This window comes from Campylobacter concisus, assembly GCF_050447485.1.
GTDB classification, from domain to species: Bacteria; Campylobacterota; Campylobacteria; order Campylobacterales; family Campylobacteraceae; genus Campylobacter_A; species Campylobacter_A concisus_BQ.
The window spans coordinates 1290106-1309946 of record NZ_JALMFY010000001.1 but is presented as its reverse complement, the minus strand read 5'-3'; the positions used below and the strand labels follow the sequence as shown (position 1 = coordinate 1309946).

Below are 19841 nucleotides of genomic sequence, written 5' to 3'. Positions count from 1 at the left end.
TGATGAAGAGTTTGGTTTTACTGGCTGCTAGTTTGTGCGTTTTAAATGCTGGCTACATCAAAGAGGCTTTAAACGCAAAAGATGACCACAACAAACTAGCGCAAATTTATGAAGATGCTTGCGACAAAGAGAAAAAGGCATCAGGCTGCTACAACCTAGCTGTGCTTTACAGCAGGGGTGATGGCAACGTCAAAAAGGACGAGGCAAAGGCGGCTATGCTTTATGAAAAGGCTTGCGATCAAAATTTCTCTATGGCTTGCAGCAACCTTGGCTATGTATATGAAAAGGGCAAAGGCGTAGAAAAAGACCTAGCAAAAGCGGTCAAACTATATGAAAAAGCATGCAGCGACAACGAGGGCTGCACCGAGCTTGGCTTGCTTTATACAAATGGCATTGGCGTGGAAAAAGATCTAAAAAAGGCAAAAGAGCTTTATGAAAAGGCTTGTAAGGCAGGTGACGGCATGGGATGTAGCAACCTTGGCTACCTATACGCTCAAGGCGAGGGCGCCGAGAAAGACTACGCAAAAGCTAAAGCAAACTACGAGATGGCTTGCGCAAATGAAGCTGGCATAGGATGTGACAACCTTGGCTTTTTATATGTTTATGGGCAAGGGGTTGATCAAAACCTTACAAAAGCGACAAAGCTTTACGAGCAAGCGTGCATATACGCCTATGAAAAAGGCTGCAACAACTACGCTATCATGCTAGCTGAGGGCAAAGGTGTGAAAGAAGACGTTGAAAAAGCACGTGAAATTTTTACTAAAAGCTGTAAAAATGGCCTAAAAGAGGCGTGCGAGAATTTAGAAATTTTAGGAAAGAATTGATGAGTTTTAAAAACTGGGGCAATAAAGAGGCAAGCCTAGAGGCACTTTATCTACTTGATAGTGCCTTTTTAGAGCCAGGAGAAGAGTATCTAAGGCTCATTTCTAAAAAAGAGGATGAAAATAGCCTAAGATACGTAGTAGATAACGGGCAGGGCGATCTGCTAGATGTGATATTTACGCGTGAGGCGGTGCTGGTTAGAGGGTTTGATCATGAAAATGAGCTAAATGCGCTTAGCATGGCAGACAAAAGCGTGGTAGAGCAAATTTATAGTGGCGAGGCTACTAAATTTCGCTCTTACTTCTTGCCAGATGAGATAGAGCAGACGACCTTTTTTATCTGGTATGACGGGGCGGAGCATCAAAATTTAGTCGGTGGCAATAACGGCGGACGCTGGCTGCTTGGGTATGCCTTTGATGACTTTGCTAAATTTAGCGAGTTTGTAAAGGGCTATTACGAGATAGACTTTGATGATGAGATGTTAAAAAAGCTCTATGAAAAGGGCGAGTTAGAAAAAGAGAAACTAAAGGAGATAAGATGAAATTTATAGCTTTGTTGCTTAGTGCAGTTTTTGCCTTATGGGCTGGAAATTTGACGAGTGAGGCAAACATAAACGCCTATAAAAGGGCAAAAGAGCGCATCGAGCTACCAAAGGATGCAAGATGTGCAGTGTGTGGCATGCCTATAAAAAACAAGCAGTGGGCGACGCTTATCAAGGCTGGTGGCAAGGACTATTACTTTGACGGCGTAAAAGATATGGCGCACTTTTACTTTGCTGATGAGGTGGCGAAAGAGGCTTACGTGAGTGATTATTACACGCTTAAAAAGCTTGAGGCAAAAGATGCGTTTTATGTTTATGGCTCAAATGTTTTTGGACCGATGGGCGAGGAATTTATCCCATTTAAAGACGAAGCAAAGGCAAATAGCTTTATGAAAGATCACGCTGGCAAAGGTGTCATAAAATTTGACGAGATAAAGACATTTATCGGTAAATAAAGTGAAATTTCTAGCATTTTTGGCGTTATTTTTTGGACTTTCTTACACGCTTTTAGCAGCGCACTACCTTAGCTTTGACCACAAAGCAAAGCAAGATGAGCTAAGAGAAATTTCAAAGATAACAAGGGCAAATGCCGCTTTTAGCTTTGGCCTAAAAGAGCAAAAAGGCTTTGTCTATGATAAGTAGAAATTTCATAAACTACGCTGTAATCTTGCTCTTTAAAGACAAAAAGGATCATCTCTTTAGCTTTTGCCTCTTTGCACTCATTATCTTTGTGCTAAGCTCGGTGCTTTTCATCTCTGGCTCGATCCAGCATGATCTTATAAGCTTAGTAAAAGATAGATCAAGCATCGTTGTTAGTGCGTTTCGTGCTGGTAAAAACGACCTCATGCACCCTGGCTACATCTATGATATCTCAAAGATCGATGGCGTAGCTGAGGTTAGAGGCGTGGCTGATGGAGAGTACTACTTTGTGCAAAAGCGCGTTTGGTTTCATCTATATGAGGATGATAGCCTAAAAGAGGACGAGATGATCGTTGGCGAGGGCGTAAAAGCCGCTATGAACGAGCTTTACTACGATGAGAGCTTTAACTTCTTAACAGAAGAGCGCATGATACCAGTAAAAATTCTAAAAACCATGCCAAAACAAAGCGCTCTTATCACAAATAACGCTATATTTTTGCATCCAAAAACACTAAGGGCTATCTTAAATTTAAAAGATGAAGAATACACAAAGCTCTATGTCGATGTGCCAAATAGCGAAGAGATCAGTCAAGTGGCTTTGAAGATAGAAAATTTATATCCAAACTCATTTGCCATTAGCATAGAAGACGAGGTGGCAAACATTAGGCATCTTTACTACTATAAGGGCGGAATTTTTATGAGCATTTATGTTAGCGTTATGCTAATATTTTTCGTGCTGCTTAAAAATCAAATTTCGCTTGCTTATGGCAACAAAAAGCGCGAGATAGCCATTTTGCGAAGTATCGGCTTTAGTATAAAAGAGATCATTTTTTTAAAATTTATACAAAATTTCATCGTTAGCGTTAGCGCCTTTTTGCTTGGCGTTATGTTAGCTTATCTTTTTGTGTTTGTCTTTAACGCTCCATTTTTAAAGGGGATATTTTTAGGCGATGAGCTTTTAAATTTTACAAATTTCACGCCTATTTTGGAGTTTGATAAGCTCTTTTTGATCTTTGTCTTTGGCGTCATACCATTTTTGGCATTTGTACTTATCCCGTCGTGGCGTGTGGCGTGTGGCGACATAAATGAGGGGCTAAAATGATAAATATAAGAGGCGTTAGCCTAGTCTATAACCAAGGCAAACAAAACGAGTTTTGCGCTCTAAAAAATATAAATTTAGATGTTAATAACGGCGAGTTAGTCATACTAAAAGGCGTTAGTGGAAGTGGTAAAAGCACCCTGCTCTCGCTCATAGCCCTACTCCAAAAGCCAACTAGCGGGGAAATTTTGATAGACGGCACTAACATCGCAAAGCTGCCTGACGCCTTTTGCTCCGAGCTTAGACATAAAAGGCTTGGGCTTGTTTTTCAAAATTTTAATCTCATAGAGGGTTTAAGCGTCTATGAAAATTTGTTAGCTCCGTTTGCTCTAACAAATTTTAAGGCAAACGTGCGTGAAGAGATGATAAAAAGGGCTCTTGAACTTGCAAACATCTCTCACAAAAGAGATGAAAACGTATCAAATTTAAGCGGTGGCGAGCGCCAAAGATGTGCGGTAGCTAGGGCTTTGTCAATGGACGCTGATATCATTTTGGCTGATGAGCCAACGGCAAATTTAGATAGGGATAACGCACGTGCATTTTTGGGTTTGTTAGAGTCATTTAAGGCGCTTAAAAAAAGCATTATAGTTGCCACTCACGATAGCATTTTTGACGAGCTGGGCGCCACAGATAGAGTAGTTAGCTTGCAAAACGGAGAGATAGTATGAGCGTATTTTTATCAAACGCTGTTATCGCCTTTTTGTTAGCGGAGTTTGTGCTGTTAGCTTTGATGAGTATTTCGCTATTTTATGTCGTGAGGATCATGAGATCGTGGGACTATAACGCGCTAACATCGCTTCAATACTCGCTTGAAAAGCAAAACTACCTTGTAAATACGATCTTGCTCTTTAGCGTCTGCACAAAGATCGTTTTGTTTATATTTTTTGCACTTTGTCTAAATGAGCTCTCTGACATCGTGCCAGGGGCTATGTGCTCGGCTGGCGTGATCGGCTCAAATAAATTTGGCGGCATCTTGATGCTCACTAAAATTTTGCTGATATTTGGGCTTGGCATATGGCTAGTTATAAATAAACTCGACTTACAGGCTCTAAATTTCCCATATCTAAAGAAAAAATATGCCATTTTCATCTGCCTTTTTGTGATGATATTGATTGAACTTGGCATAGAAATTTCGTTTTTTTATAACATCCCACTAAAAGTGCCAGTCTTTTGCTGCTCGGTCACTTTTCAAGCTCCGAAGCTGCCATTTGGCTATACAAATTTTGGCTTAGTAAGCGCCTTTTTCGTGCTATTTTTTGTCATTTTGGTGCTAAATTTCTTAAAGCAAAGTATGGCAAGCTTTGTAGCAAATTTGCTATTTTTGGTGCTTAGCTACTACGCCATCACCTACTTTTTTGGCCTTTATGTTTACGAGCAGCCAAATCACAAGTGCCCATACTGCATGCTAAGAAGCGACTATTTTTACGTTGGCTACCTCATATGGGGCAGTTTGTTTTTGGGCATTTTTTACGGCCTTATGCCATACCTTGTGGAGATCATCACAAAGACAAACTACTCGCACAAGCTTAAATTTTCATCGATCTGGCTAAGTGTTTGCGTACTGATCTGCTCGCTTTACGTGCTCAAATACTATTTATTAAGAGGATTTTTATTTTGATAAAGCAAATTTTTTCTCTTTGTTTGTTGGCTCTAGTCTTAGCCGTGCTCGCCTATAATGCCGACATAAGCGACGATAAAATTTTAGTTTCACATAGCGACAAATCAGAGCCGATCGAGGTGCTCACGCCAAATAAATATATATGTTATGAGAGCAGGACGCTCATCGCTGATAACAACGACACAGCTCAAGCGATCATGCCAAATGGCGACATCTACTTCTTTAACGACATCACAAATTCTTTCATCTGGTATATGGCGCAAAAGAGCAAAGATAAGATCAAGTTATATGTCTATTCAAGAGATACAAACCGCTACATCCCAGCGCAAAATGCCTGGTACTCGAGGGTCGATATCACGCCGATGGGATACGGCATAGGGGCGTATGAGTTTCACACTTACGGCATAAACGACAACTACTTTAAAGAGGTCTTGCTCTATGCAGCACGCGGCGAAACGCTGCTAAATCCATATATAAACATCCTACTTTCAGAAAATAAGATATAAATTTAGAGAAGCTCTAAATTTGTTAGAGCTTACTAGGTTGTTTTTGGTATCAAGGCGCTATTCGTTTAATTTTTTGTAAAAATCGCATCCTGATTGAAACCCTAATTTGCAAGCCTTATCAAAATATTCTTTTGCTATGTGATAGTCTTGTTTTGCGCCTTTGCCTTTTAGATAAAAAGCTCCTAAATTAAAGCAACCGCGATTGTATCCACCATTGCAAGCTTTTTTATACAATTCTACTGATTTACTGTAGTCTTGTTTTACACCTTGACCGTTTTCATATAAAATTCCTAAACTAGAACAGCTATCACTAACTCCATCATCACAAGCTTGTTTGTATAGATCGGCTGCTTTATAATAGTCTTGTTTTACACCTTGACCAATATTGTATAAAATCCCTAAATTGTAACAGCTAGTGCTATATTTGTCACTGCAAGCTTTTTGCCATAATTGAGCTGCTTTATAATAGTCTTTTTCTACGCCATGACCGTTTATATATAAAACTCCCAAATTATGGTAGGCTTGGGCAACATTGCCATCACAAGCTTTTTTGTATAGTTTGACAGCTTTGGTATAGTCTTGCTCTACTCCTTGTCCTCTTTCATAAAAACCACCTAGATTATAGCAACCAGTAGCATCTTCACTATCACAAGCGTATTTATATAGGTCGGCTGCTTTATTATAGTCCTGCGCCACACCTTGACCGTTTTCATATAAAGTCCCTAAATTAGTGCAACTATCAATATCCCCACCATTACAACCTCTTTGCCATTGCTTGGCAGCTTTATCAAACTCGCCTTTATTATAAGCTTCAAGCCCAAGCTCAAAAAGATCTTCGCAAAAGCCAGTGGTTAACAATATCACAGATAAAAGAACAGCCTTTTTCATTTTTTCTCCATTTTGCAAATTCGTAGTTATTGTGGTTTGGCTTGTCTCTTTATTAGAGAAACAAGCCTAATGTTAGTATCTAACGTTATTAACTTTTAAAAAGTCTCTTAGGTCTTCGTATTCGCTATTTTCGAAGTAGCGCCATTTGCCAGGCTTTAGCATATCAAGGCTAACGCGTCCAAAGCTAACACGTTTTAGGTCCATCACTTCAAGGTCAAAGTAGCCAAAGAAGCGGCGAAGCTCTCTGTTTTGACCCTCGTTGATGATGACCTTTAGTTTTGTGTAGCCACCGCTTGAGCCAAAGACCTTGTAGGCTAGAAATGGCTTAAATTCCATTGATTTTATAGTGGTTTTTGCGTGTGCGCCTTTGGTGGCGTCCTTGGCGAAAAAGCCATTTGTCATCGCCTCTATCACCTCTTTTGAAATTTCGCCCTTTACCTTTAGGTAGTATTCGCGCTCTAAGTCGCTATTCATGAGCGCTGTGGCGATCGCTGGAGCGTCAGTTAGTAAAAGTAGTCCCTCGCTTGCGTAGTCTAAGCGTCCCACGCTAACAAATTTTGCAAATTTCTTATCTAACGTGTCGTAGATCGTCTTTCGTCCGCGGTCATCTTTTTTGCTAACTAGCTCGCCCTTTTGTTTGTGATAAACGATAACAGTAAATTCTTTTTTGAGCTTTATCAAACGGCCATTTATACGCACTTTGTCATCTTCGTCCACGCTTGTAGCAAGGTCGCTAACCACACGCCCTGCTATGCTAACCTTGCCAGCTTTTATCAGCTCATCTGCCTCACGGCGTGAGTAGTTTGTGTTATGTGAGATAAATTTATTTAGTCTTGTTTTTTCCATTTTATAGTCCTAAATTTGCAAGGTCGTGGATGTGTAAAACACCCACAGGCACGCCATTTTCTACGACAGCTAGAAGCTGAATTTTATACTTTTCTATTAAAGCTAACGCATCTACGGCTAACATCTCTTTGTCATTTATCTCTTTTGGATGCAGTGTTGCAAATTTCATCGCTGGCTCGTCTAAGTCAAAGTCCTCTCTCATAAGCGCGCGCCTAAGATCGCCATCACTTAAAAGGGCGTCTAGCACACCATCTTTATCGACGATAAGAACCGTGCCAAGCTTGCCATGTGTCATAGTATCGATCGCACTTTTTAGGCTTGCATTCCAGCGGACTATCGGTAAATTTTCGCTTCTCATCACATCTTTGACCTTCAAAAATAGCCTCTTGCCAAGGCTGCCACCTGGATGAAAATTTGCAAAGTCCTCTTTTTTAAAGCCGCGCTTTTGCATCAAACAAACAGCTAACGCATCGCCAAGAGCTAACGTTAGCGTGGTTGATGCCGTTGGAGCAGCATTTAGTGGGCACGCCTCTTTTTCTACATTTATATCTATAAAAGCGTCGCTAAATTTACCAAGTGAGCTTGTCTTGCTTCTTGCCATGGCGACGATTTTCACACCAAAGCGCTTTACATGAGGCAAAATTTTGATAAGCTCATCGCTCTCGCCACTAAAACTAATGGCTAACAAAACATCGTCTTTTTCTATCATGCCAAGGTCGCCATGCATGGCCTCTGTCGGATGCAAGAAAAAGCTTGGCGTGCCAGTGCTTGCAAGCGTAGCAGCGATCTTTGCGCCCACGTGACCGCTCTTGCCCACGCCTGTGACTATGACCTTGCCCTTTGCGTTAAATATCAAATTTACAGCATCTTCTATCTCTACGCTTTTAGCGTGTCTTAAAAGCTCATTTGCTTCTATCTCTAAGACTTCAGCGGCGATTTGGTTGGCTTTTTGCATAAATTTTCCTTACATTAGATAGATGATCGGCACGATAGTTGGGTACTTTTTGACCTTTCTAAATATGTGCTTTCTGATCACTTGGCGCACTTGTGACTCAAGCAGTCTGCTATCTTTCAAAAGCTCCTCTTTGACGTTGCTTAGATATTGCTCTAGCACGCCCTCCATCTCTTTTCTAAACTCGGCGTCTTGCTTATCGCCCACAAGGCCGTAGCTGATAACGCGAGGCTTGTTGATGAGTTTTGCGCCGTGACGTGAAATTTGAGCGATTATCATGACGACGCCTGCTTCGGCGAGGTTTTGTCTGTCGATGACGACGTCGTCTGCGATTTGTTTATTTATTTGATTATCTATGAAAACTTTGCCAGTTTTTACCGTTTTTACACGTTTTAGGTATTTTTGACAAACCTCCATCTGATCGCCGTCGCTCATTAGATAGATATTTCTCTCATCGACACCACAGCTAATGGCCGTCTCTTTGTGCTTTGCGATGTGGTTGTACTCGCCATGCACTGGCAAGAAAAATTTTGGCTTTATGAGGCGAAGCATCAGCTTTTGCTCTTCTTGCGCTGCGTGACCGCTGACGTGGATCTCGCTAAAGTCTTGGTAAGCGACGCTCGCACCTGATTTTAGTAAGAAATTTAGCACCGTTGAGACGCTATTTTCATTACCTGGGATAGCTTTTGAGCTGATTATGATCTGATCGCTTGGCTTTATCTTTATATATTTGTGCTCATCTGTTGCCATGCGGTAAAGCGCGCTCATGGTCTCGCCCTGGCTGCCAGTAGTGACGATAAGCACTTCATCATCTTTAAATTTACCAACCTCGTTTGCATCGATAAAAATTTTCTTATCGAGCTTGATGTAGCCTAGCTCCATCGCAGTGTATAAATTTCGCTCCATTGATCTGCCGATGACACAGACTTTGCGGTTGTATTTTAGCCCCCATTCGATCGCTTGATAGACGCGGTGGATATTTGAGCTAAATGTGCTCATGATGACGCGGCCTTTTGCCTTTGAAAATATCGCGTCAAAGGTTTTGCCAACGCTGCTTTCGCTCTTTGTAAAGCCCTCTTTGTAGCTGTTTGTGCTATCGCTTAATAGACAAAGCACGCCACGCTCGCCGTAATACGCTAGCCTGCCAAGGTCTGTTGGGTAGCCATCTATCGGCGTGTGATCAATCTTAAAGTCGCCTGTGTGGATGATCGTGCCAGCCTTTGTTGTGATCGCAAGTGCCGAAGCGTCGATGATAGAGTGCGTGATGTGTATCCACTCGACCTCAAAGTCGCCTATGAGATATGGCTTTCTCTTTTCGACCGATCTAAAGAGTGAGCGCTCTTGTTTTAGCCCGTGCTCTTCAAATTTATTATTTATCATGCCAAGTGGAAGCGGTGTAGCGTAGATAGGAAATTTAAACTCTTTATAAAAGTAAGGCACCGCGCCGATGTGATCCTCATGTGCGTGAGTGATGATGACGCCTTTTATCTTATCTTTTATCTTGCGAACGTAGTCAAAGTCTGGGATGAGGATATCCACGCCGTGCATGCTCTCGCTTGGAAAGCTCATGCCGATATCAACGATGATGGCGCTAGTTTCTGTCTCAAAGACCGTCATATTGCCGCCGATCTCACCAAGACCGCCAAGTGGAGTTATGCGAATTTTGTGCTCGCTTGAGTTTAGATATTTTAGTGGCTCAAGTCTTAGCTCGTGAGTGGCTTTGTTTGCCTCCATCGCGCTTGCGATATCTTGCTGCCACTGCTCGTTGCCATTTAGCTTTGCAGGTAAATTTTTCTTTGGTTTTTTAGCCTTTTTGGGTTTTTCTTTTTGCTCTTTTGCCTCGTTTTTAACTTCAGCTTTTGGCTCTTGCTTTGGCTTTTCTTTTTGCTGTTTTTGCTCTTTTGGCTTATTGTTTTCGCCATTTTTGTTTTGATTTTTATTGTTTCTTTGCTTTTTTGGGCGAGGATTTTGACTCTTTGGCTCGCCATGCGCTTCATTTTCAGCTTGCTCTGCTGCAAAGAAGTTATCTATCACGCTTTTGCTTGCTAGTGAGGTTTGCTCGGTAGTTTCGCCCTCTTGTTTTGGCTTATTTTTTGGTCTAAATCTTCGTCTTTTGTTGTTTTTACTTTGGTTAGTTACAACTTTCTCTTCGTTTTTGTCGTTCATTATCTTCCTTTAAACTTTCAAATACTTTTAGATAAGAATCGACATCTAGCTCGTGTGGACGTAAATTTTGAGCTAAGCCTAGGTCTTCAAAAATTTCTTCTAACGCCTTTTTGTCAAAATTTGTGGATAAATTTTTCAAAAGCGTCTTTCTTGGCGAAGCAAACGCAGCTCTTAAAAATGCTTTAAAAGCCTCGTATTGTTTTGCATCTTTGAATATCCCGTCTTTGCCAAAAATCTTTTTTGTTTTTTGTAGTTTGATGACTGAAGATGTGACCTTTGGAGGTGGATTAAAAAGCTTTGCATCCACGTCAAACAAAAGCTCACACCTGCCCTGAAGCGATGCGAGGATCGATAAAGCGCTAAATTCTTTATCCTTGCTCTTTGCACTAAATTTAAGAGCAACCTCTTTTTGTATCATCACAATAAGCCCAAGGCATTTTTCGTCATCTATCGCATTTAGTATCATCTTCGTAGCAACGTAATAGGGCAAATTTGCGACCAAAAAGTAGTTCTCGCTACTTAGTCCGCCCTCTTGCTGCCACTGCTCTAAAGCATCTTTACAAAAAAGTTTTAATTGTCCATTTTGGATCTCATTTGCAAATTTGACCTTTAAAATTTGAAACAGCTCACAATCTATCTCAAAAGAGGTCGTCTTGTAAATTTGCAAAAGTCTAAATGTCAAATCACCTAAGCCAGGCCCAATCTCAACGACGTTTTCTACGTCCTTGGGTATCGCTTGGATGATCTTATCTAGTGTCGCTTTGTCTTGTAAAAAATTCTGTCCAAAGTGCTTTTTTGCCTTTATCATAGCCGCGATATTAGCCAAAGATTACTTATACTATGATTACAAGTTTAGTTTAATCATATATAAAATGGACTATAATCGCTAAAAAACAACAAAATAAGGCGCAAATTTGAGTAGGGCAAATACCTTAAAATACTTTTTATTGTCACAATATTTAGAGCCAAAAACCTTAGACGAGCCAAAAAAGACAAATAGCAAATTTAAAAAATCAATGGACCTTGAGATTACAAATTTCGATGAGAAATTTATGCAAATTTTAAGAGCGTTTGATAGGTCACTTTTAAAAAATGGTGTGGAAATTTCGATTTATGGTGGCATTTTTGAGACGGACTTGCTCGCTCTTGCGATATCAAAGCTAGCAAAGGTGAAATTTGAAAAAGAGCAAATTTTAGATGAGTTGCGCTCTGAGCAAACGAGCTTTGAAAAGGCATTTTGTTATAAGCTTAAGCTCTCTGGCGATCTAGTCTTTTGCAAAAATGAGCAAAGTTTTGCTTTAAAAGATGCAAATTTAGATGATGAGCTAAGCCCATTTTTCACGCCAAACTCATCAAATGAGCTCTTTATCCCAACGGCTCCTTGGGCGATGGTGCGCCTAAACCACCTAAAAGAGATCAGCCAAAGCGACTTTAACAAAGAGTGCGAGCACATCAAGGATAAAATTTCTATCCACAAAGAGAAAATGCGTCTAAGTGACTATGTAAAAGCGGTCCATGAGGAGATAAAAAGCTCACTAAAGACGCCATTTTGTAAGGATGTGATCAGGCTTGAAGTAAGGATAGCTGACCCAAATTTTAAAGATACGGACGGCCTTTTAAATAGCTTTTTTATAGATGATATAAATTTACTTATCAAATTTTACGAATCAGGCAGGACGCACGAGCTAACGGATCAGTTTTTAGACGAGGGCGGTGAGAATAAATTTGAGAGGCTTGATGTTAGAGACGAGCTAAATCAAAGGGTGGTAAGGGACTTTTTTAAGGCTGAGCACTACCCTAGATCGGCCTTTGCAAGTGACTTTGCCTTAAATTTCTCACAGCAAATGGCTCTAAACAATATAATAGAGAAATTTAAAGAGGGAAATGGTGGGATTTATAGTGTAAATGGCGCTCCAGGCACTGGGAAAACGACGCTTTTAAAGGACGTGATGGCTGAGGTTGTCACGCTTAGGGCGATGAAGCTCGCGCAAATGAGCAGACACGATATCTTTAAGCCAGTCTATGACAGCGACGAAAAGGCGCTTTATTTTAGGCTAAATGACGAGCTTCAAGGCTACGAGATGGTCGTTAGCTCTTGTAATAACGGCGCGGTTGAGATTTTGAGCAAGGAGCTAAGCCAGTTAAAGAGCATAGGGGATTATGCGGGCGAGATTGATTATTTTAAATTTATAGCTACAAGGCTGCTCTCGGCTGACGAAAAGAGCAAATTTGGCGAGAAGTCCTTTATCTCAAAGCCAGCTTGGGGGCTTTTTTGCGTGGCGCTTGGCTCAAAGCAAAACAAGTCAAATTTTGTTTTTAATGCAATTAATGGCGTAAAGATCGAGGCTACTCACAGCCAGTTTGACAAGATCGCAAGCGAATACGGCGAGTTTTTGGAGCAAGATGGCTTTTTGATGGGGCTTGGTAAGTACCTTGCAGTTGGCGAAGGCGTCGATGATTTTGACGTGGCGAAGGAGAAATTTAATCTTGCACTTCACGAGGTAAATTTACTTTTTAGTGAGATCAGGATCAAAGAAGAGGAGTTAAAGAGCCTAAAAAGTGAGCTAGCTGACGTCGATAGAAGGCTAGAGAGCTACTACTCGGCTAAGCAGATAGAGGAGCTTTTATCTCCGCTTGAGAGTGAGCTTGTCAGTATTAGTGACGAGCTTGAAGATAAAAAGGCTGAATTTAGCGAGCTAACAAGGCTTGTTAGTCAAAATGAGGCCTTGCAGGAGTATCTAAATTTACCGCAAAAGCCAGCATTTTTTGCCTTTCAGCAAATTTTTAAGACAGAGGCCTTTGAAAAGTATAATGACGAGGCGCTAAAGGTTGGCGAGATAAACCGCCAAATAGCCGAGGAAAATTTAAAAGCAAGCAAGCAAAATGGCGAGAGCAAAGAGAAAAACGAGGCAAGGCTAAATGAATTAAAAGATGAGATAGCAGAGCTTGAGAGCAGGGCAGCAGCGCTTGGCACTAAGATAAATCTTTACAAAAGGCTGCAAAGCGACTTTGCTAGACGCCAAAAGATACTTGGTAGGAGCGAAGAGCTGGATATCTTTTTAAATGGCAGCTTTAGCGAGAGTAATGACGAAATGCAAAAGAGTATGCCATTTATGATGGAATTTGGCATCGATCAAAAATGGCACAAGACAAAGCTTTTTAGGGCTAGGATAGAGCTTTTTAAAAAGGCTTTAAATTTGCATAAGGCTGCCATTTTTGCCTGCAAAGAGGCTGTCAGGACAAATTTGCGTGCCCTTAGTGTTATCTTTAACGATGAGAAGATGGCAGAGAAAAATGGCCTTGATGCAAAACATAGACGTGAGATCATCAAGGGTTTATTTTTGCTAACGCCAGTTGTTAGCTCGACTTTTGCCTCGTTTAATAACACCTTTAAAGACCTTTTAAATGGCGATATAGGCATGCTTTTGATAGACGAAGCAGGGCAGGCAAATTTGACTAACGCGTTAGGCGCACTACTTCGCTCAAAGATGGCCGTGGTAGTAGGCGATCCGCTTCAGCTTGAGCCAGTCGTAACACTACCTGTTAGTCTAAATAACGCGATCCTTAGCTACTGCGAGGCAAAAGATGAGTTTAATCTGCTAAAGTCATCAGTACAGCTAAGAGCCGACAAAGCGCAAAAGATCGGCACATATATAAAAGGTAGCGGCGAGAGTATTTGGGTTGGCTCGCCACTCATTGTGCATAGAAGGTGTGCTAACCCTATGTTTGATATTTCAAACGAGACAACTTATGACGATATGATGATACTTGGGCGAGATGGGACTAGTAAATTTGCAAACACTAACGTGCAAACAAAGTGGATAGACGTTAGAAGTGAAGAGTGGATAGGCAACTACAACAAAGCCGAGGGCGAGGTGGTTAAAGAGCTCTTAGCAGGCGAGCTAGCTAGCCAGAATTATAACATCAGGATAATAACGCCATTTAAAGATGTTTGTAGAAATTTAAAAGGTGCTGGCACTATCCACACTATGCAGGGCAAAGAGGCTGATGTTATTGTATTTGTGTTAGGCGGTGCGACAAAGGGCGCTAGAGCGTGGGCCGCTAGTAAGCCAAACCTGCTAAACGTGGCGCTAACAAGGGCAAAAGAGGTTATTTATATAGTTGGAAACCGAGAAAATTGGGCGAGTTTGCCCTACTTTGAGGTGGCAGCTAGAAAGATAGACAAAGGATAAATTTGAATCATTTTGCAAAACGCATAATCCCATGCCTCGATGTAAAAGACGGCAGGGTCGTAAAAGGTGTAAATTTCGTAGGACTTGTCGATGCTGGAGACCCAGTCGAGATAGCTAAAAGATACAACGACGAAGGCGCTGACGAGCTTTGCTTTTTGGATATCACAGCCTCTCACCTTGGCCGTGATACGATAGTTGATGTCGTAAAAAAGGTTGCAAGCAAGCTTTTTATACCCTTAACCGTTGGTGGAGGCATACGCACGATCGATGATATCTCGCGCCTTTTAAATGCGGGCTGTGACAAGGTGAGCCTAAACTCATCGGCGATAAAAGATCCAAATTTGATCGACGAAGCGGCTAAGAAATTTGGCTCGCAATGTGTTGTTGTGGCGATCGATGCTAAAAAGATCGAAAATGGTTATAGCGTTTTTATAAATGGAGGCAGGATCGATACCAAAAAAGATACCTTTGCTTGGGCAAAAGAGGTCGAGTCGCGCGGAGCAGGGGAAATTTTGCTAACGTCTATGGATAATGACGGCGTCAAACAGGGCTTTAGTCTGGAGCTAACAAGGATATTTAGTGCGCTTTCTATACCGACTATCGCAAGCGGTGGTGCAGGGAAAATGGAGCATTTTAAAGATGCTTTTGAGGCCGGGGCTGATGCGTGTCTCGCTGCTTCGATCTTTCACTTTGGTGAGATCGAGATCAAAAAGCTAAAAGAGTATCTCAAAGCAAATGGTGTTGAGGTTAGACTTTGATGTTAGTTATCTCCGCTGGAAAAAATGAAATTTTTGACTTTGCCTTGCCGATGGGGGTGGGGCTAGTCGATATGGCGATAAATTTGACAAAGTTTTTGCAAAAAAGATCATGCACTGGAGCAGATGAAAAGGGCGTAAATTTAAAAAATATCGATCCACATTATCTTGCAAAGATCGAGGCTAAATTTGCAAATTCATCAAACCCAAAGCGAAATTTATATCAGATGCCAGAAAAGATAGTTTTTGTTGGCTCGGCAGGTCTTTATAAAGACGGTGAAATTTTGCAAATTTATGAAAGCTCGGTTGGGGCAAATGTTGAAATTTCTAGCATAGAAAATAGATCTTATTCGCCTATCGAGTGTGAAATTTCTTCTATCGTTTCACGTGGAACTATCAAAACAAATTCATCAAATTTCATAACGACAGATAAAAATTTAGCTCATAAAATGTTTGAAAAGGGCTATTTTTTAGAAAATATGGAGTTTTTTTCTGTTTTAAAAGTGGCTCAAATTTTTAAAATTCCAGCTTATGGAATTTTCGTAGCGACAAATTTTTGCGATGAAAATGCGCATGCTGATTTTATAAAAAATCACGTAAAGGCCAAAGAGCTACTAACAAAATATATAAAGGAAAATATGTGAAAAATTTGCTTGATCTTAGCATTGAAGAGTTAAAAGAGCTGGTCTCTCCCTCTTTTAGAGCGACGCAAATTTATGAGTGGGTCTACAAAAAAAATGCTACAGAATTTAGCCAAATGCTAAATTTACCAAAAGATATGCGTCAGGATCTGGCTGAGAAATTTTATCTCGATCCTTTAAAATGTGTGAAATTTGAGCAAAGTAGCGACGGCTCGATCAAGTATCTTTTTGAGCTAAAAGACGGGCTAAAGATAGAGAGCGTTTTGCTGCCTATGAAAGAGGAGATCAGCGACGAGGATGGTAAGGTTAGTCGCCATGCTCGTTACACTGTTTGTGTTAGTTCGCAAGTCGGCTGTAAAATGGGCTGTGCTTTTTGCCTAACAGCAAAGGGCGGACTTGTTAGAAATTTAACCGCTGGCGAGATCGTAGGGCAAATTTTGTGGATAAAAAGAGAGAATAACATACCATATGAGAGGCGCATAAATGTCGTTTATATGGGTATGGGTGAACCACTCGATAACCTTGCTAACGTTAGTAAAGCGATCAAAATTTTAGCACTTAATGAGGGTCTAGCCATATCACCACGCCGTCAAACCGTTTCAACTAGTGGGCTTGGTAGCCAAATAAAAAAGCTTGGCGAGATGGACCTTGGGGTCTTGCTAGCTATATCGCTACACGCTGTTACTAACGAGCTAAGAAGCCGCTTGATGCCGATAAATAAGGCCTATAATATCGAGGCTGTTATGGACGCTGTTAGGGGATTTCCTATCGATATGCGAAAGCGTGTGATGTTTGAATACCTTGTTATCAAAGACCTAAATGATAGTGTCAGTGATGCTAAAAAGCTGGTAAAACTACTACACGGCATCAAGGCAAAGGTAAATTTGATCTACTTTAATCCGCATGAAGGTAGTGAATTTGGACGACCTGAGCTTTCTAGCATGCTAAGATTTCAAGAATACCTAAGAGATCATGGCGTCACTTGCACGATCAGACAGAGTAAAGGCCTTGATATAAGTGCGGCTTGCGGACAGCTAAAACAGCGCAATGAAAACCCTAAATTTAAAGCTAACGTTAGCGATAAGAGTGCAGCTAAAGCAGAAGAAAAACCAACTAACGATAAAACTAACGTGAGTAAAAAATGACAGCTCTTGATATCGCTGAGATAGTTTTTATAGTAATAGTTGCTGGTGTTGGGCTTGGACTTATTATTAAAGTTTTAAAAGATGAAAATAAAACCTCAAAATAAAATCTAAAAATTTGGCATGAAATTTTTGTATGAAAAACTAAAACAAAAAGTCGATTGCCAAAATTTAAATCACAATGTAGGACACTAAAAATCTAATTCTATCTTTTAATAGAAATTCTATTTCAAATTTAAAAGCAAAATTATGAAAAATTTTTGTAGATTATTTTTACTAGAAAGACTTTTTAAAATTTAAATAGTTTGATTATTTACTTCTTTCGCAAATTTATAAAACTCATTTTCTGCGTCAAATTTGCTCTTTACCTTGTAAAAAATTTCATCAAATTTAAATGAAATTTCGTCCGAGTGAAGTAAGAGCCTTTTGGCTCCAGTTAAATTTATCCGCTCACGCTCGCTCATCTCTTTGTCTAAAATTTTCTCGATCTGCGGACGTGACAAACCATAAAGTGGTTCGCCAAGGATCTTGTGTTTCACATGAAACAAATGCAACCTAATTTGATGTTGCCTGCCAGTGAGTGGTATAGCCCGAATTAAAGTTGTATCGATATCTTCAAAATATCTTATCGGCAAAATTTTAGTCACCGCACTTTTTCCATTTTCACAAATTTGCATTCGCATCTTCACATCGTTGTAGTTGTTCGCTAGATCCATTTTGACGTCGATCGTAAATTCTCGCTCGATCTTACCCTGCACCATCGCGACGTAGCTTTTAGAAACTTCTCTGTTTTCAAAGATTTTCTTTAGGTTAATCGTAGAATTTCTATCTTTGCCCACGACTATCACGCCGCTTGTTTCAAAGTCCAGCCTATGCGCCACGCTCGCATCTCGCCCAAAAAGCGTGTAAATTTCATCATTTAGCGAGTACTCGCAGTGTCTGCCATTTGGGTGGCTGAGCACCCCACTTGGCTTGTCAAAGACGGCAAAGCTCTCGCACTCAAAGATCGGCTTAAGCCCCTTTGGCTCCGCCTCATAGTCGATCAAAAAGACGTCGCCAGACAAAATGGCATTTTTCTCGCTCACGACACTGCCTTCGCATATCAGCCTGCCTTTATCGATGAGGCGCTGGGTTTGGCTCATGCTAAAGCCGTTTTGCAGTAAAATTTCATAAGCTTTTTGGTGATCTGCAGTAATGATAAATTTATTTACATAGGGCAAAAATGATCCTTTTGAAAAATGAGCGAGCTATCTTAAGCCCAAATTTATAAGCGTATAACCGACATTTCAGCCCGGATTTTATATAATCAAAACTTAAATTTAGAGAAATTGCACGACGTGATTTCTGGCTCAAAAAGCCAAATTTATACTTTCAGGACAAAAGCAAACTAACATAAAAGGTTCAACAATGGTCGAAAGATACTCACGCAAAGAGATGGCTGAAAAGTGGAGCATACAAGCAAAATACGACGCTTGGCTCAAGGTAGAAAAAGCTGCTGTTAAAGCTTGGAATAAGCTTGGCTTCATAAGCGACAGCGACTGCGAGAAAATTTGCAAAAATGCTAAATTTGAAGTGGCTCGCATCGACGAGATAGAAAAGACGACAAAGCACGACGTCATCGCATTTTTAACAAGCGTCAGCGAGAGCCTTGGCGATGAGAGCAGGTTCGTGCACTACGGCATGACCTCAAGTGACTGCATCGACACAGCCGTCGCACTTCAGATGAAAGAGAGCTTGGAGCTCATCATCAGCGACGTAGAGGAGTTCATGCAGGCGGTCAAAAACAGAGCAAACGAGCACAAGCACACGCTTATGGTCGGCAGAAGCCACGGCATCCACGGCGAGCCGATAACTTTTGGCCTTGTGCTTGCCATCTGGTACGACGAGATCGCAAGAGCACTAAAGCTCATCAAAGACGCAAAAGATACGATCAGCTACGGTAAGCTTTCAGGCGCTATGGGAAATTTAGCCCACGCTCCGATGGAATTTGAAGAGCTGACATGCGAGGAGCTCGGCCTAAAAGCAGCCCCAGCGTCAAATCAAGTGATCCAGCGCGACCGCTACGCCCATGTGGTGAGCGCTATCGCAGTGCTTGCCTCTACTTGCGAGAAGATCGCAGTCGCCGTTAGACACTACCAAAGGACCGAGGTTTATGAGGCGGAGGAGTACTTTAGCCCAGGACAAAAGGGCTCAAGCGCCATGCCGCACAAGCGCAACCCAGTCCTTAGCGAAAACATCACTGGCCTTTGCAGGGTGCTACGCTCATACATCACGCCTTCTCTTGAAAACGTCGCCCTTTGGCACGAGCGCGACATCAGCCACAGCTCGGTTGAGAGATTTATCCTGCCAGATATGTTTATCACGGCTGATTTTATGCTGGTTCGCATCAAAAATTTGATAGCAAATTTGGTTGTCTATCCAGAAAATATGATGAAAAATTTAAATTTAACAGGCGGTCTAGTCTTTTCGCAACGTGTGCTTTTGCAACTGCCGCAACGTGGAATTTCTAGAGAGGACGCCTACAAGATCGTTCAGCGCAACGCCATGAAGGTCTGGGCGGACTTGCAAGAGGGCAAAAAAGCGATAGATGAGCAAGGTCACAGCCTATTTTTACAAAATTTGCTAGCCGACGAGGACCTAACTAAGAGCCTTAGTAAAGATGAGATCAAAGAGTGCTTTGACTACAACTACTACACCAAAAACGTTGATAGAATTTTCGCCAGAGTTTTTGGCAAATAAATTTAAACGCAAGGGGTAAATTTAGCCCCTTGTAACTACCTTAATCACAAACAGCTTTAGCGTATCCATCGCAGCCGTCACGAGTAAATTTAGCCACTTTGCCCCAGCCACAAATCAACCGCTACCTTTTTAAATTTATTTGTCAAATTTATCAGCAATGGCGGCCGTTTAACCTACTCATCACACTTGGCGTTTTTGCACTGTTTGTTTTTGCACACGAGAGCTTTGGCCAAAGCACTTGATAAGCTCTATTTTTATTATTTTTTATTTATTTGGCAAAGAGAGTTTTTATAT

19 protein-coding genes are annotated in these 19841 nt (G+C 41.1%); 13 read left to right on the top strand and 6 right to left on the bottom strand.

Annotation, left to right across the window (positions count from 1 at the left end; genetic code table 11):
- Positions 1–2 precede the first annotated feature (2 nt).
- From MTT29_RS06625 to MTT29_RS06590, 8 genes are read left to right on the top strand one after another with little or no spacing between them, the layout of a single operon-like run.
- Positions 3–824: an SEL1-like repeat protein gene (locus MTT29_RS06625; RefSeq protein WP_429800119.1), complete on the top strand. Its 822-nt coding sequence runs from the start codon at positions 3–5 to the stop codon at positions 822–824.
- The gene (locus tag MTT29_RS06620; protein WP_429800118.1) at positions 824–1363 is read left to right on the top strand and encodes a hypothetical protein; all 540 of its coding nucleotides are present in this window, start codon (positions 824–826) and stop codon (positions 1361–1363) included. Before MTT29_RS06625 ends, MTT29_RS06620 begins: the two co-directional genes overlap by 1 nt.
- Positions 1360–1818, top strand: coding sequence for a nitrous oxide reductase accessory protein NosL (locus MTT29_RS06615; RefSeq protein WP_429800117.1), 459 nt, complete (start codon positions 1360–1362; stop codon positions 1816–1818). The genes MTT29_RS06620 and MTT29_RS06615 overlap by 4 nt, the downstream gene beginning before the upstream one ends.
- A 1-nt stretch (position 1819) precedes the next feature.
- Positions 1820–2005: a hypothetical protein gene (locus MTT29_RS06610; protein ID WP_103570764.1), complete on the top strand. Its 186-nt coding sequence runs from the start codon at positions 1820–1822 to the stop codon at positions 2003–2005.
- Positions 1995–3104, top strand: a complete 1110-nt coding sequence (locus MTT29_RS06605; RefSeq protein ID WP_429800116.1) for an ABC transporter permease — start codon at positions 1995–1997, stop codon at positions 3102–3104. The genes MTT29_RS06610 and MTT29_RS06605 overlap by 11 nt, the downstream gene beginning before the upstream one ends.
- Positions 3101–3769: an ABC transporter ATP-binding protein gene (locus tag MTT29_RS06600; protein ID WP_429800115.1), complete on the top strand. Its 669-nt coding sequence runs from the start codon at positions 3101–3103 to the stop codon at positions 3767–3769. The genes MTT29_RS06605 and MTT29_RS06600 overlap by 4 nt, the downstream gene beginning before the upstream one ends.
- On the top strand, positions 3766–4719 hold the full coding sequence (locus MTT29_RS06595) for a hypothetical protein (RefSeq protein WP_429800114.1): 954 nt from the start codon (positions 3766–3768) through the stop codon (positions 4717–4719). Before MTT29_RS06600 ends, MTT29_RS06595 begins: the two co-directional genes overlap by 4 nt.
- Positions 4716–5225 (top strand): hypothetical protein, encoded by a 510-nt coding sequence (locus tag MTT29_RS06590; protein WP_103599235.1) that lies wholly within the window; start codon positions 4716–4718, stop codon positions 5223–5225. The genes MTT29_RS06595 and MTT29_RS06590 overlap by 4 nt, the downstream gene beginning before the upstream one ends.
- 57 nt (positions 5226–5282) lie before the next feature.
- Here MTT29_RS06590 and MTT29_RS06585 read toward each other — a convergent pair whose 3' ends face one another.
- The 5 genes from MTT29_RS06585 to rsmA form a co-directional block, all read right to left on the bottom strand.
- Entirely contained in the window at positions 5283–6113 is an 831-nt protein-coding gene (locus tag MTT29_RS06585; protein ID WP_429800113.1) for a tetratricopeptide repeat protein, read from the bottom strand.
- A gap of 72 nt (positions 6114–6185) precedes the next feature.
- Entirely contained in the window at positions 6186–6959 is a 774-nt protein-coding gene (locus MTT29_RS06580) for a pseudouridine synthase (protein WP_002940595.1), read from the bottom strand.
- Position 6960: 1 nt separating this feature from the next.
- A complete protein-coding gene (locus MTT29_RS06575) occupies positions 6961–7914 on the bottom strand; it encodes a KpsF/GutQ family sugar-phosphate isomerase (RefSeq protein ID WP_103610425.1) in 954 nt (317 codons plus the stop codon).
- Positions 7915–7923: 9 nt separating this feature from the next.
- Positions 7924–10077, bottom strand: a complete 2154-nt coding sequence (locus tag MTT29_RS06570) for a ribonuclease J (protein ID WP_429800112.1) — start codon at positions 10075–10077, stop codon at positions 7924–7926.
- On the bottom strand, positions 10043–10885 hold the full coding sequence (gene rsmA / locus MTT29_RS06565) for a 16S rRNA (adenine(1518)-N(6)/adenine(1519)-N(6))-dimethyltransferase RsmA (protein ID WP_429800465.1): 843 nt from the start codon (positions 10883–10885) through the stop codon (positions 10043–10045). The genes MTT29_RS06570 and rsmA overlap by 35 nt, the downstream gene beginning before the upstream one ends.
- A 106-nt stretch (positions 10886–10991) precedes the next feature.
- Here rsmA and MTT29_RS06560 point away from each other — a divergent pair, with 106 nt between their 5' ends.
- Genes MTT29_RS06560 through rlmN form a run of 4 tightly spaced genes read left to right on the top strand, consistent with a single transcriptional unit; the run spans position 10992 to position 16811 of the window.
- Positions 10992–14270 (top strand): DEAD/DEAH box helicase, encoded by a 3279-nt coding sequence (locus MTT29_RS06560; RefSeq protein WP_429800111.1) that lies wholly within the window; start codon positions 10992–10994, stop codon positions 14268–14270.
- A gap of 2 nt (positions 14271–14272) precedes the next feature.
- On the top strand, positions 14273–15028 hold the full coding sequence (gene hisF, locus MTT29_RS06555) for an imidazole glycerol phosphate synthase subunit HisF (RefSeq protein WP_429800110.1): 756 nt from the start codon (positions 14273–14275) through the stop codon (positions 15026–15028).
- Complete coding sequence (locus tag MTT29_RS06550) at positions 15028–15669, top strand: purine-nucleoside phosphorylase (protein WP_429800109.1); 642 nt, start codon at positions 15028–15030, stop codon at positions 15667–15669. The genes hisF and MTT29_RS06550 overlap by 1 nt, the downstream gene beginning before the upstream one ends.
- A complete protein-coding gene (gene rlmN, locus MTT29_RS06545) occupies positions 15666–16811 on the top strand; it encodes a 23S rRNA (adenine(2503)-C(2))-methyltransferase RlmN (protein ID WP_429800108.1) in 1146 nt (381 codons plus the stop codon). Before MTT29_RS06550 ends, rlmN begins: the two co-directional genes overlap by 4 nt.
- Positions 16812–17104: 293 nt before the next feature.
- On the opposite strand, the gene MTT29_RS06540 is transcribed toward rlmN, so the two are convergent.
- Positions 17105–18028 carry a pseudouridine synthase family protein gene (locus MTT29_RS06540; RefSeq protein WP_429800107.1) on the bottom strand — a complete coding sequence of 308 codons (924 nt, stop codon included), beginning with the start codon at positions 18026–18028 and terminating at the stop codon, positions 17105–17107.
- Between the two features lie 187 nt (positions 18029–18215).
- Here MTT29_RS06540 and purB point away from each other — a divergent pair, with 187 nt between their 5' ends.
- On the top strand, positions 18216–19547 hold the full coding sequence (gene purB, locus MTT29_RS06535; protein ID WP_107850049.1) for an adenylosuccinate lyase: 1332 nt from the start codon (positions 18216–18218) through the stop codon (positions 19545–19547).
- Positions 19548–19841 lie beyond the last annotated feature (294 nt).